Origin of the sequence: Phaeodactylibacter luteus, from assembly GCF_007993045.1 — a bacterium.
Classification (GTDB): domain Bacteria; phylum Bacteroidota; class Bacteroidia; order Chitinophagales; family Saprospiraceae; genus Phaeodactylibacter; species Phaeodactylibacter luteus.
Genome location: NZ_VOOR01000024.1, coordinates 26,450 through 39,021, shown reverse-complemented (window position 1 = coordinate 39,021; position 12,572 = coordinate 26,450). Strand labels below are relative to the sequence as shown.

Sequence of the window (12,572 nt, the reverse complement as noted above, 5' to 3'; positions counted from 1 at the left end):
AACATACTGCGGCCTCGTTCCTATCGCAAACCGGTGCTTTTCGAACCTGGCATATTTACTCAATTTTCATAACGAAACCGCGCTAGACAAGCGTTCAGGCCATCCCATTTGCTACCCCCCCGGGCTTGGGCGGCCCAGCACCTGCACCCAGTAGCTCCCTTGGCTTGCTGCCCCCATACGGGTAAATTTGGGGCTCATCAGGTTTTTGCAGTGGCCGGGGCTACCCTTCCAGCCTTTCACCACCTGCTCAGCAGTAGCGTAACCATAGCCTAGGTTCTCCCCTATGGCACGCCATCGAAAACCAGCGGCGGTGGCCCGGTCGCCAATACGGCGCCCATCTTTGCTGGTATGGCTGAAGTAGCCTTGGGCATACATGTCCCGGGCGTGCAGCGCTGCAGACCGGGCGAGTTGGGCATCCCACTGCAAAGGCTCAACGGGCGGCATGCGCTCTTTGCCACAACGGCAGCCCGATTTTCTGGCTTCATTGACCAGCCCTAGGATTTCGTGCCCGGGGGCAGAGGCAGTGCCCGTTTGAAAGAACCACCCTGCCATTAAAAGTGCAATCCACATGGTTTTGTAACTTGAGGCGATCAAAATCGGAAAATGGGCGGGGCAACCCAAGCAGATTTGCCGGCCTACTGCTCCCCTAAAGCTGGGGGGCAAAGGCATTGGGCCAATATGCACCACCGCTCTCTCCCTTTGTAAAATTCATTTCCATAAATAACTGAGCATGGCCCTCTCCTATTATCTGTACCGAGGAAAAGAGAAAATAAAAATCGGCCACGAAGCCCGGGTCTTTACCGTCATCGCTCCTGAGAGCCATACCCGAAAGGCCTTATTTGCAGAAGGCCCACTGCAGTCAGCGAGCATAAAGCCCCTATTCCGGAATGTGTACAAGATAGAAGCTGCGCCCGGTCAGCTGGAGGCCTCTATGGGCTTCCTGCGCAGCAATGCCCGCCACCCGGCGGTCTGCCACCACGCTTATTGCCTGGCAGGAGATGAGGCCACCCGGTATTACCTGACCGATCAGCTGACCGTACAGTTCCACCCTCACCACAGCCTTGCCCAACGCGAGGCCTTACTGCGCAAACTCGGGCTGCGGTTCATCAAGGCCTACGATAAAGCTTATGAGCAATGCCTGGTGCAAGTGCTGTCTGCCGCCGGTGCCAACCCCCTCAAAGTTTCCTGCCGCATGATGGATGACGCCCTCGTAGCAAGAGCAGAGCCCAACCTTGTCAACCGCTTTGAGGCTCAGCAGCCCCCTTCCGACCCGATGTTCCCCCAACAGTGGCATCTGCAGTACGGAGAAGGGCTTGACCTAGCGCCGAAGGCAGGCATCAACGCTTCCGGGGCTTGGAGGATGGCCAAAGGCAGCCGGCAGATTACCATTGGCATCATCGACGACGGCTTCGACCTTTCCCACCCAGACCTGTCTGGGGCGGGGAAAATCGTGCCGGGCCGGGATTTCACCGCTGGTGACAGCACCCCGGCCCCCGAATCCCTCAATGGCGACTTCCATGGGACGCCATGTGCGGGTGTGGCCTTGGCAGAGGAGAACGGTACAGGGGTGGTAGGGGCTGCTCCGGGCTGCAGCTTCCTCCCGGTACGCTTCCCTCTGACTGCCGATGATGACACCCTTTACGAGATATTCGAATTTGCAGGCCGGCGGGCGCACATCCTCTCCTGCAGCTGGGGGCCGGTACCGGTTTATGCCCCCCTTCCCAGCCTGCTCTCCGAACAGGTAAGCCGGCTTGCCCGAAGCGGTGGCCCAGATGGCAAAGGGTGCCTTATCTTTTTTGCCGCCGGCAACTACAATGCGCCGGTCGCTGACCCGGGCAATACTTCCTTTTGGTGGCACCATGCGGAAACCGGCAGGAAAGAGACTCGGGGAGCGATTTTAAACGGCTACGCCGCACACCCCGATACGGTAACGGTTGCCGCATCTACTAGCCTAAACCAAAAAGCCGGGTACTCCAATTGGGGCAAAGAAATCACGCTTTGTGCCCCGAGCGACAACTGGAACCCGCTCAACCCTCAGGAGCGCTGGCCCGGGCGTTCTATCTGGACTACCGATAACGAGGCGGAGGGGCTGGGGTTTTCTCCCGGTAGCCGATATACCGGCTACTTTGGCGGCACTTCCAGCGCCTGCCCGCTGGCAGCCGGGGCGGCTGCGCTGGTTAAATCAGCTAATCCTGACCTTACCGCCTTGGCTGTACGCAGCATACTCACTGCAACTGCCGATAAAATCGTTGATGCCTCTACAGACCCTGCCACAGGCATTCGAGGTGGAAGCTACCAAGAGCATGGCAAATCCTTTTGGTTTGGCCATGGCAAGGTCAATGCGCAACGAGCTGTAGAGACGGCCCTGCAGGGGCTGCCGCAACAAGAGCCGGCCAACGGCCTTGCTATCCTTGCCTACCAAGCAGAAAGCAGCCGCATCCTGTTGTTCAACCGTTCCCCCAATGCCATCAACCTTAAAGGGTACCGGATAGAGACTCCGGCTGGAAAGGATCAGCTCGGCGCTTTCGAACTCAGCCCGGGGCAAACCGTGAGGGTGAGGCTGGCCCAAGCCTTGCTCCTAACGGGAAATGGGCAGATAACCCTACGGAGCCCAGATGGGGACATCCTCGACCGCCAGGATACTGCAGCGGCCACTGCAGCTAAGGAGGGGTGGTGGCGCTTATTATAACAGTACGCACTGTGCCGATGCTTAGCATGGGGCACAGCGCGCTTTCGATACGTGCATAATCTAAAACGCTGCCAGCTTTCAGCTTGGATGGCGGCGCAGGACTAGCGCTGCGAAGGGGTATTAGCCCGATAGGGCCGAGCGGACAGCGAGCCCCGGAGCATAGCGACCCCTGCCGTTGGGCAGGGGTAGGCCCCCTCACATCGTGCAGGGGCAATGCATGCTGTTGTGCTCAATTACAGCCCAAATCTTCCTGAGATTGTGCATCATTGTTGGGAAAACAGAGGTTAGACGGCAAGGACTCTGGCTCGTAGCGGTGCAGGCTGGGGTCATAAAGCGACTGCTCGAGGAATGCGGTAATGGCCAGGACTTCATCTTCCGTGAGCCCTAAGGGGATAAATTCATCCGATAGCTGGGCAGGCGGCACATCCTCATTTTGAGGCACTCCTGCATTTTTATAGGCGACCACCTCCCTGAGGTTGCGGAAGGTGCCCCCGTGGCCGTAGAAGGGGGAGTCCTTCAGGTTGTACAATTGAGGCACCTTGAATTTATACATATCTTCTGGGCGGTTGGTGAAACCGCCACGCCCTAAGTCTTCAGGTGCATTGATCGGCTTGAGGAACACTTCCTCCGGGCAGTCGTCCAGATCGCCCATGCCCAAGGCATGGAACTCCATGGTATTTAGGGCCGGCCCTGTATGGCAGCTTACGCAGCCTGCTTTACCGAAGAAAAGCAGCGCCCCCTCTTTTTCCAGCGCGCTCATGGCATCTCTTTCTCCAGCCAGCCACCGTTGAAATGGTGCTTGGTTGGCCAGCAAGGTACGCTCATAGGCTGCGATCGCCAGCCCGGCTTGTACCCTATTGTAGCGCTCCTGCTCGGGCACTTCTGGGAAAGCTGCATCAAATAGCGGCTTGTAGCCTGGAAGATCGGACACATCGGAGGTATCTTCCAACTGCCGATGAACCGAGAGCCCGGCTATGGCTTGGGTTTCTACTCCATGGAAGCCGAGGTGGTTGACCGCCTTGGGCGTTCCAGCTGACCAGGCATACTCAGTGCCGATATTGGGCCCGCGCGCGCCGAACTGCCCGTTCCAGAGCATGGAAATCTGGTAAGCCACATTCAGGGTGGTTGGGCTCCGGATAGGCTGTACATCTATATTCAGGATGTTGTAGTCCATTCTGCGGCCCCTAGACTCGCCGTTGGCACCAAACCCTGCCCCGCCCTCTCCTATGCCCTGATGCCGCCCGGCTTGAAAACCGGCGGATGCAAAGTGGCAAGAAGCGCAAGAGTAGGTACCCATGCCATGCCCTTCCCTGGCATTGCGGCCAATGGCCGGCTCATGATAGAGCAACTGGCCCAGGGCCACTTTTTCATCGGTAAGCCGGTTGGAAGGGTCTTGCGGGATCTGAAGGTAGTCGTCTGCATCTGGCAAGCGGAAGAAATTAAGGTTGCCAGTAATCGAAACATCTGTCAATAGGGATTCCAGCTCTGCATCCAAGGTATCCCCTTCCGTGCTGGGAGCCGGCTCGTCTTGCTGACAAGCGGATAGCGCAAGCAAAAACAAGCATACAAGGCCGTAACGGCAGCGGTTAGTATTGAGTTCCATAAGCTAAGAGATATTCGTCATTCAGATACCGTACAACAGTAAGGGCAATCAATGCCCCGAAACCACTATTGCAACGGGTACAGATCACTGCTTTTTCAACTTCCTTACCCTTTCGGGAAAGGCGGTTTGAGCCACACCACCTTTTTCCCTGGACGGCGACAAGGCCAGGGAAAGCATGTGTGGCAGTTTATCATTTTTGCAAAGGGGGGCAGCGACACTAATGGGCTGCTGCAAGGAAAGCGGAGTAATTGTGCATTTTCGTTTGGTAACCGAAAGATAGCAAAATTTGCTATCTGCAAACCCAGGCCTATCTGATTTTTGTAGGCACGGCCATTTCCAGGATATAATTGAGATAGTACAGATCAGAATCATTGAGGCGGAGGCGGCCGCGGAAAGCTACGCGGTCATCGGTCGTATAGCGTTTGGGCTCACCCGGTTTGAGCTTGATGTCCATGACGGTTTCTGGGCCAGCGCCGCCGCAAAAAAAACAAGCCTTGTAAGGCTGCGCACTGAGGACCAGGATAGTCTCATCTCCGGTCTCTTCCAAAGGGATGACGTAGCCTTCGATGATGACCTCTTGCCCAGACAGGGCCTGTACGGAGGCGCCAAAATCCGGATAAGGCACGTAAGCTTGGACCTCTTCGCTGTACTCCTCTTCAAAAGTTACATCTGCCAGTGTTTTCCAGTTGATCAGGATAGCTCCGTCTTGGAATTGATAACGTGCAGTATCTAGCTCTAGAAGCGGCGAGGCTACAGCTAACGTGTCAGTAGTGCGCTGTAGCGTATCCGCTGCAGCGCTCGTTGAGGCTTTAGCTTCCTGTTGTTCTTGATCTTGGCTACAGGAAAAGAGGGCAAGAGCCAGCAGTAAGGGATAACCGGGCGACAACTTCATCGATTGCAAAAATTTAACACGTACACCAATTGAAAAGGGAAGCTGCTGAGCAGCTTCCCTTTCGTATCTGTATTGCAACGGCTTGGGCCGGGCAATTATTTTTTCACCGACTCGACAACAGCCTTGAAGGTTTCCGGGTTGTTCATGGCCAGGTCTGCCAAGACTTTACGGTTCAAGTCGACGTTGTTTTCAGACAGCTGATGGATCAGGCGGGAATAAGACATCCCGTGCTGACGCGCTTCGGCGTTGATACGAGCGATCCACAAGCGGCGGAAAGCACGTTTTTTGGCTTTGCGGTCACGGTAGGCGTAATTGAGGCCTTTTTCTACTGCGTTTTTCGCAACCGTGTAGACCTTGCTGCGGGCACCCCAGTACCCACTGGCCATTTTCAAGATTTTCTTGCGCCGCTTGCGAGATGCTACGGCATTGACTGAACGAGGCATAATACATTTTTTAGTACAGTGCAGAGGTGCCGGCCCAGATTCGGGGCATCGCTTTCATCCTGCACTCTCGTTAAAAAATTAAATGGATTCATTTAGAGCCTATTTGGACTTTAGCAACTGGGCTGCAAACTGCACGTTTTTACCTAGAAGGCCAAAATCCAGGCAGGCTCTTACTTACAGAGCATCCGCTTTACGCGGTCTTCGTTGTGCTCATGCACGACAACAGCGTCACGAAGGCGAAGCTTCGCCTTTTTGCTTTTGTTGCGCATCATGTGCGAAGTTTTTGCCTGGAAGCGCTTTACTTTTCCAGAGCCAGTCACTTTGAAACGTTTCTTGGCACTGGAGTGCGTTTTCATCTTAGGCATGGTAATTGCTTTAAGTCGAAAAAATGATTTTCCGGAAACCGGAGTGCAAATGTATGCTTTTCTGATAGAAATCTAGGCATAGAGCGGAAATAAAAAAAGCTTGCCCCTTGGGGTTTTTCACACAAAAGGGGCTTATTGCCTGTTGAGGGCGCTTAGCGCCGGTACAGTGGGCGGCCTAGTTTTTTTTCTTTTTCTTCGGAGAGATCATGACGATCATACGGCGGCCTTCCATTTTAGGCAGTGCCTCAGCAGCGCCGTACTCTTCAAGCTCTTTGATAAATTTGAGCAGGAGCAGTTCTCCCCGTTCTTTGAAGACGATGGTGCGCCCACGAAAGTGGACATACGCCTTAACTTTTGCCCCGTCTTCTAAGAACCCTTTCGCATGCCGCAACTTGAATTCGAAGTCGTGGTCATCCGTATTAGGACCGAAGCGGATTTCCTTTACAACAGTTTTGGCAGCCTTAGCTTTGATCTCTTTTTCCTTCTTCTTTTTCTCGTAGAGGAACTTATTGAAATCAATAATTTTGACTACGGGGGGTTTAGCATTAGGAGAAATTTCAACGAGGTCCAGCTCTGCTTTGCGAGCCCAATCTCTAGCGGTCCGTGTTGGGTAGACTGTACCGGGCTCAAGGGTTTGCCCAATAGCCGTGCTGATATCTTCTAGGTTATCCCCTACCAAGCGGACTTCAGGTACTCGGATATGCTCGTTGACGCGGTATTCCGGTTTTTGATTGCTGCGGTCGTTGAAGTTCCCTTTTCTTCTTCCAAATCTCTTTGCCAATAGAATGTCGGTTTAATTAAAAAATAATAGAGACAGGCGATGCCACCTGTTTTGAAGCGGTAAAGATGACGAATGTCCCTACCAATTTAAGGAAAAAAGCCAATAAAAAGTTCGGCCTTCCCGATATTTGAGCGAGACAATGCCCAAATCCAAAAAGAGGCACCGCCAGCCCTAGCAGCTGACGGTGCCTTTATGTTGGCTAGAAGGCCGCTTTATCGGCAGCCCTACTCGTTCACATCAGTATTCACCTCTTTGCTCAAGGCAATGCTCAGGCTTTGCCCATCCTCATTAAGGACAGCCTCGAGCGAAGCGCCTTCGCTCAGGTTTTCGTTGAGGATGAACTCTGCAAGCGGGTCTTCGATATACTTTTGGATGGCCCGGTGCAGCGGCCGTGCGCCAAACTGTGGGTCATAGCCTTTTTCTGCCACAAACTTTTTAGCGTCATCAGACAAGCTGAGCTTATAGCCCATGTTGTCGAGGCGTTTGTGCAGGTCTTTGAGGGTGATGTCGATAATGCGGAATATATCGTCCTGATCCAAGCTATTGAAAATGACCACATCATCTACCCGGTTCAAGAACTCAGGGGAGAACGTGCGCTTCAATGCATTTTGGATCACCCCTTTGGCATTGTCATCGGCAGCCTGTGTACGAGCCTGCGTAGCAAAACCAACACCCTGCCCGAAATCCTTGAGCTGTCTGACACCTACGTTTGATGTCATGATAATCAGGGAGTTCTTGAAATCTACTTTGCGGCCGAGGCCATCGGTCAGCTGTCCGTCGTCGAGCACTTGCAGCAAGATGTTGTACACATCAGGGTGGGCCTTCTCGATTTCATCGAGCAGGATTACAGAGTAAGGTTTCCTGCGCACTTTTTCTGTGAGCTGCCCGCCCTCTTCGTACCCTACGTATCCCGGAGGCGCGCCGATGAGGCGGCTCACGGAGAACTTCTCCATATACTCGCTCATATCTATACGGATGAGCGCATCATCGGAGTCGAAGATATAGCGGGCCAGGGATTTGGCTAGCTCCGTCTTGCCCACACCGGTAGGCCCAAGGAAGATGAAGGAGCCGATTGGTTTGGTAGGGTCTTTCAGCCCCACCCGGTTGCGCTGAATAGCACGGGTAATCTTCTTAATGGCATTATCTTGCCCGATGATTACGCCCTGCAGGTCTTTATCCATCCCTACCAGCTTACGGCTTTCGCTTTGCGCCACCCGCTTCACCGGTATTCCCGTCATCATGGAGACCACCTCAGCGATATCCTCTTCTTCGACGGGGTAGCGCTTGGTCTTCACCTCTTCTTCCCATTGGATTTTGGCGAACTCCAGCTGACGGACCAACTTAGACTCTTTGTCTCGCAGGTCGGCAGCTTTTTCGTACTGTTGGTTTTTGACCGCTTGGTTCTTCTGTTCTTTGAGCTCCTCGATTTTCTGCTCGAGCTCTTCTATGTGCTCAGGGACGTGAATATTTTTCAGGTGGACCCGAGCGCCGACTTCATCGAGTACATCAATAGCCTTGTCTGGCAAGAAGCGGTCGCTGATATAGCGGTCACTGAGCTTGACACAAGCTTGCACCGCCTCGTCAGAATAGTTGACATTGTGGAACTCTTCGTACTTTGGGCGGATATTCTGCAGGATGTTCACCGCTTCTTCTGCCGTGGGCGGATCGACGATCACCTTTTGGAAGCGGCGGTCGAGCGCCCCGTCCTTTTCGATGTGCTGACGGTACTCGTCTAACGTAGAGGCACCGATACACTGTAGTTCGCCCCGAGCGAGAGCAGGCTTAAAAATATTGCTAGCATCGAGGGAGCCCGTAGCACCGCCCGCGCCGACAATGGTGTGAATCTCATCGATGAACAGGATAACGTCGCGCGACTTCTCCAGCTCGTTCATAATCGCTTTCATGCGCTCTTCGAACTGCCCGCGGTACTTAGTGCCGGCTACGAGAGCAGCAAGATCGAGCATTACGATGCGCTTATTGAAAAGGGTACGGCTCACTTTCTTTTGGATGATCCTGAGGGCCAGGCCTTCCACGATCGCAGTTTTGCCCACGCCAGGCTCACCTATGAGGATAGGATTGTTCTTTTTGCGGCGGCTAAGGATTTGAGAGACGCGCTCAATCTCATTTTCACGGCCGATGATAGGGTCGAGTTTATCCTCTTCAGCAAGCTTGGTGATATCCCGGCCAAAATTGTCAAGGACAGGAGTCCTGGATTTAGTGCCCCCTTTGCGCTGTTGATAGCGGCCACTGCCCTGATCTTCCTCTTCGTAGGGGTCATCCTGATCGGAGGGCGACTGCGCATAAGGCTCGTTGGGGCGGGTAAAATCCTGCTCCTGCCGCACGTACTCGAGCTCTGCCTTGTAGATGTCGTAATCGACATCAAACTGGTTCAGGATTTTGGAAGCAGGGTTGTCCTTGTGCTTCAAGATAGACAGCAGCAGGTGCTCCGGGCTAATCTCCTCGCTTTTGAGCATTTTAGCTTCGAGGAAAGTTACTTTGAGGACCCGTTCTGCATGCCTGTTCAAAGGCAGGTTGCCCACGTTCAGGGCAGTTTGGCCCGATGGGATACGCTGTACCGACTCCTCCACATTTTGCTGGAGCTCTGCCGGGTTCACATCTAAAGACTCCAAAACCCGCACAGCCAAGCTCCCTTGCTCCGACATGATGCCGATCAACAGATGTTCTGTGCCGATGAAGTCATGCCCCAAGCGGATGGCCGCATCGCGGCTGCGGGAAATGACCTGCTTTACTTTTGGAGAGAAACGTTTATTATTCATAGTTTTCTTTTCTCTTGCTGTTGCGGTGGGTTACAAAACAATATTAAAGCTAATAATCAAAAATACAAAGGCTGGCTGGCTTTAGTTTCACCGTAAAAGCGACTTAACAGTACCTTGACGGAAAGTTGGCGGCCGGGCTGGCGCGGGGGGCTTCAGCGATGAGGCCTCACTTCTGATACCCTGAAAAAACAGTGCCAAACCCTTAACGCCTGCAACTTTGTCGGGCGGCCAGCTTTGGGCAGCGCTTGTTATTTTGGTTGACGTCATTCAAACACTAAAACATTCTATTGTGTTTAAGGTCTCGTAATTCAGTAGTGAATTGATTTTGTTGAACCCTGTTAGGTTTAGTGCTGCTTAATTGATATTTTTGCAGCTGCCCACAACCAAAATGTAATTAACGCATCTATGGAATTCAAAATAAAGACGGAAGAGCGGTACACCGTTTTCGCGGTAGAAGAGGAGAATTTCAACTCCCTTATTGCGCCTGAAGTAAAATCTGAGCTGGTCCTTCTTTCAGATAAAGGGGTGAAAAATCTGATCATGGACCTCTCCAAGGTAAAGTATGTCGATTCGTCAGGCTTGAGCGCCATTCTGACAGCAGACCGCCTTTGGAAGAAGCTGGGCTCGTTCGTCCTCTCTGGCGCAGAACAGCCTGCAGTCAAAAAGCTGATTGAAATATCCCGGCTGGACTCTGTCCTGACGCTGGTCCCTACTGTTTCCGAGGCCATTGACTATGTGTTCATGGAAGATATTGAACGAGAGCTCAACGACGAGGATTAAGCGCCTATCTGGACTTTAGCAGCCGGCTATCCCGTTAGACAGCGGGGCATTTTCCTGATTATATTCCGCGTTCCAAAAATCCTCCTTTAACTTATTAGGCTAAACTCCGGTTTTCATGCCTTGTCTAGCTCAAAAACTGCAAGTTCTCGCCTAGAAAGCCAAAACCCAAACCGGCCTAAGCATTGGCCCACCTAGGCATACCAACGGCGCACTAAAACTCCTTGAAGTTAGTGCGCCGTTGGTATTTGGGCCGCCCGCGATTACCCCTACACAAGCCTCTGCCCGCTTATGAAATTTGAACTACAGCTACTCGGCACTAATGGGGCATTGCCCGCCCACGGCCGCTTCCCTACCCAACAAGTGCTGCAAGTGCATCATAAGCAGTTCCTTATCGATTGTGGAGAAGGCTTGCAAATGCAGCTGGACCAATCACAGGCGCGCCCTGGCCATATCCAAACCATCTGCATCAGCCACGAACATGGGGACCACATCCTCGGGCTTCCCGGGCTGCTCTCCTCGTGGGCGCTCAACACGCGCGAAAAGCCGGTGGACATTTACGGCCCTCCGGCAGTCGGCGATTTTTTAAAAGCTTTCCAACACCTATTCCAGCATTTCCCCTATGCCATCAACTTTAACCCCGTAGAATCTTCTGCCCCATCTATCATCTATGAGGATCAGCTGCTGCAGATCACTGCATTCCCGCTCAGGCACCGTGTCCCTACTTATGGGTATTTGTTCCGGGAACAGCCACAGCCGCGGCGCATGCTGAAATCGGCTATCGAGCGTTACCGCATCCCTTTTGCTGCCATCCCCGGCATCAAGAACGGCCAAGGCTACCACAGCACGGAGGATGGCTACATACCTAATGATGAACTGACTGCCCCTCCCCCACGCCCGCGGTCTTATGCTTTTTGCTCAGACACAGCCTACCATGAGCCTTTAGCAGAATGGCTGGCCGGCACCGACCTGATATACCATGAAGCCACCTTTAGCGAGCGGCACAAGGAACAGGCCCGGAAAACTATGCACGCTACAGCAAGCCAAGCTGCGCAGATCGCCCTTCTTGCAGGGGCCAGGCAACTGGTCATCGGGCATTACTCCCCAAGGTATAGAACACCAGACCGGCTGTTGTACGAAGCTTGCGCGGTCTTCCCCAATACCTTTTTGGGGGCAGACGGGATGATCGTCCCCCTTCTTTACCAATGATCAAGGCATTAAGCCAGCTTGCTCATGTCGCGGATCAGAATGCTGCGCCGGTTGAAATAAATGAGATTGGACTTCCGCAGGTCGTTCATGACAGAGGTGACCGTCTGACGGGAAGTGCCCGTGATATTAGCGATATCCTGCTGCGTAAGGGTATGCTTGATGAGCGTTTCAAACCCTACCTTGCGCCCCCGCCGCTGGGCGGTATCCTTCAGGAAAGCGATAATCCGCTCTCTGGCATCTTTGAAGATCAACGACTCCAAACGCTGCTCTACATGCTGCAGCCGCATCCCGATAAACTCCAAGACCCGCATCGCCAGCCTGTGGTCTTTGCGCATCAAATGCTGCATATCGACCACCCGGATGCTGAGCGCTTCTGTCCCGGCTTTGATGGCATAGGCAAAATCTTTCCGCTTCAGCTCTCCGGCAAGGGCCAGCTCCCCAATCAGCGTGATCGGGTGCAGAACGTGCTTGATCACCTCCCTGCCATCATCGGCGTAACCCCCAATTTTCACTACCCCCTTTTTGAGCAGGAAAATGCGGTCAGAGCGGTCGCCGGTAGAGTAAATAGGCTGCAAACGGTCAAAGCTATGCTCTTCCATCCGTGCGCACAGGAAATCCAAGTCATCTTCTGAAATCCCATTGAACAGGGGGAATAGCTGCAGTATGTCTTTTGAAAACCCTTTCTTGTCATTCATGGCCGGTCTGTTTTGGTTATTGGATGTTGCAAATATGCTACATCGCTCTTGGCCATTCTAGTACATAATCCTATGTTTGTTATCAGCAAAACCAAATCAAATAAACACAACTACATGATTAACAATCATTTAAAACTATTATTTACCCAAAAAAGTTTTTTTGCATCTATATTTAGCGCGAATCAGCCACAGCACGATCTGCCCCCTTTGTACACCGCATCCTGTCACAGATCACAAATTGAACCTTAAAAAACACCAGGGGCTAAGGCTATAACAGACCTGATGTGCCGGGCCAGTGTGGCAGGAAAAACATGTTGCTTTCAACCACGCGCCGGCTTTTT

The 12,572-nt window shown here is 53.0% G+C and carries 11 protein-coding genes; 3 read left to right on the top strand and 8 right to left on the bottom strand.

Features of this window, described 5'->3' with window-relative positions; genetic code table 11:
- Positions 1-111: 111 nt before the first annotated feature.
- Entirely contained in the window at positions 112-570 is a 459-nt protein-coding gene (locus tag FRY97_RS12435) for a CAP domain-containing protein (RefSeq protein ID WP_170254621.1), read from the bottom strand.
- 160 nt (positions 571-730) lie between these two features.
- Between FRY97_RS12435 and FRY97_RS23150 the strand changes: the two genes are divergently transcribed.
- Positions 731-2,689, top strand: coding sequence for a S8 family serine peptidase (locus FRY97_RS23150; protein WP_147167863.1), 1,959 nt, complete (start codon positions 731-733; stop codon positions 2,687-2,689).
- Between the two features lie 229 nt (positions 2,690-2,918).
- On the opposite strand, the gene FRY97_RS12425 is transcribed toward FRY97_RS23150, so the two are convergent.
- The 6 genes from FRY97_RS12425 to FRY97_RS12400 form a co-directional block, all read right to left on the bottom strand.
- A complete protein-coding gene (locus tag FRY97_RS12425) occupies positions 2,919-4,292 on the bottom strand; it encodes a cytochrome-c peroxidase (RefSeq protein WP_147167862.1) in 1,374 nt (457 codons plus the stop codon).
- A 307-nt stretch (positions 4,293-4,599) separates the two neighbouring features.
- Positions 4,600-5,184 (bottom strand): hypothetical protein, encoded by a 585-nt coding sequence (locus FRY97_RS12420; protein WP_211356863.1) that lies wholly within the window; start codon positions 5,182-5,184, stop codon positions 4,600-4,602.
- Positions 5,185-5,279: 95 nt separating this feature from the next.
- On the bottom strand, positions 5,280-5,627 hold the full coding sequence (gene rplT, locus FRY97_RS12415; RefSeq protein ID WP_147167861.1) for a 50S ribosomal protein L20: 348 nt from the start codon (positions 5,625-5,627) through the stop codon (positions 5,280-5,282).
- Between the two features lie 170 nt (positions 5,628-5,797).
- Positions 5,798-5,992, bottom strand: a complete 195-nt coding sequence (gene rpmI / locus FRY97_RS12410) for a 50S ribosomal protein L35 (RefSeq protein ID WP_147167860.1) — start codon at positions 5,990-5,992, stop codon at positions 5,798-5,800.
- A gap of 175 nt (positions 5,993-6,167) precedes the next feature.
- Positions 6,168-6,773, bottom strand: coding sequence for a translation initiation factor IF-3 (gene infC, locus FRY97_RS12405; RefSeq protein WP_147167859.1), 606 nt, complete (start codon positions 6,771-6,773; stop codon positions 6,168-6,170).
- 224 nt (positions 6,774-6,997) lie between these two features.
- Complete coding sequence (locus FRY97_RS12400; RefSeq protein WP_147167858.1) at positions 6,998-9,550, bottom strand: ATP-dependent Clp protease ATP-binding subunit; 2,553 nt, start codon at positions 9,548-9,550, stop codon at positions 6,998-7,000.
- A 405-nt stretch (positions 9,551-9,955) separates the two neighbouring features.
- Between FRY97_RS12400 and FRY97_RS12395 the strand changes: the two genes are divergently transcribed.
- The gene (locus FRY97_RS12395) at positions 9,956-10,330 is read left to right on the top strand and encodes an STAS domain-containing protein (protein WP_147167857.1); all 375 of its coding nucleotides are present in this window, start codon (positions 9,956-9,958) and stop codon (positions 10,328-10,330) included.
- Positions 10,331-10,618: 288 nt separating this feature from the next.
- Positions 10,619-11,536 carry a ribonuclease Z gene (locus FRY97_RS12390; RefSeq protein ID WP_147167856.1) on the top strand — a complete coding sequence of 306 codons (918 nt, stop codon included), beginning with the start codon at positions 10,619-10,621 and terminating at the stop codon, positions 11,534-11,536.
- 8 nt (positions 11,537-11,544) lie between these two features.
- On the opposite strand, the gene FRY97_RS12385 is transcribed toward FRY97_RS12390, so the two are convergent.
- Positions 11,545-12,231, bottom strand: a complete 687-nt coding sequence (locus FRY97_RS12385) for a Crp/Fnr family transcriptional regulator (RefSeq protein WP_147167855.1) — start codon at positions 12,229-12,231, stop codon at positions 11,545-11,547.
- Between the last annotated feature and the right edge of the window lie 341 nt (positions 12,232-12,572).

Excerpts from the sequence above, each read along its gene's own strand:
- FRY97_RS12420 (WP_211356863.1), bottom strand. The coding sequence starts at position 5,184 with ATGAAGTTGTCGCCCGGTTATCCCTTACTGCTGGCTCTTGCCCTCTTT.
- FRY97_RS12400 (WP_147167858.1), bottom strand. The coding sequence starts at position 9,550 with ATGAATAATAAACGTTTCTCTCCAAAAGTAAAGCAGGTCATTTCCCGC.
- FRY97_RS23150 (WP_147167863.1), top strand. The coding sequence starts at position 731 with ATGGCCCTCTCCTATTATCTGTACCGAGGAAAAGAGAAAATAAAAATC.
- FRY97_RS12425 (WP_147167862.1), bottom strand. The coding sequence starts at position 4,292 with ATGGAACTCAATACTAACCGCTGCCGTTACGGCCTTGTATGCTTGTTT.
- FRY97_RS12395 (WP_147167857.1), top strand. The coding sequence starts at position 9,956 with ATGGAATTCAAAATAAAGACGGAAGAGCGGTACACCGTTTTCGCGGTA.
- FRY97_RS12385 (WP_147167855.1), bottom strand. The coding sequence starts at position 12,231 with ATGAATGACAAGAAAGGGTTTTCAAAAGACATACTGCAGCTATTCCCC.
- rplT (WP_147167861.1), bottom strand. The coding sequence starts at position 5,627 with ATGCCTCGTTCAGTCAATGCCGTAGCATCTCGCAAGCGGCGCAAGAAA.
- rpmI (WP_147167860.1), bottom strand. The coding sequence starts at position 5,992 with ATGCCTAAGATGAAAACGCACTCCAGTGCCAAGAAACGTTTCAAAGTG.
- FRY97_RS12435 (WP_170254621.1), bottom strand. The coding sequence starts at position 570 with ATGTGGATTGCACTTTTAATGGCAGGGTGGTTCTTTCAAACGGGCACT.
- FRY97_RS12390 (WP_147167856.1), top strand. The coding sequence starts at position 10,619 with ATGAAATTTGAACTACAGCTACTCGGCACTAATGGGGCATTGCCCGCC.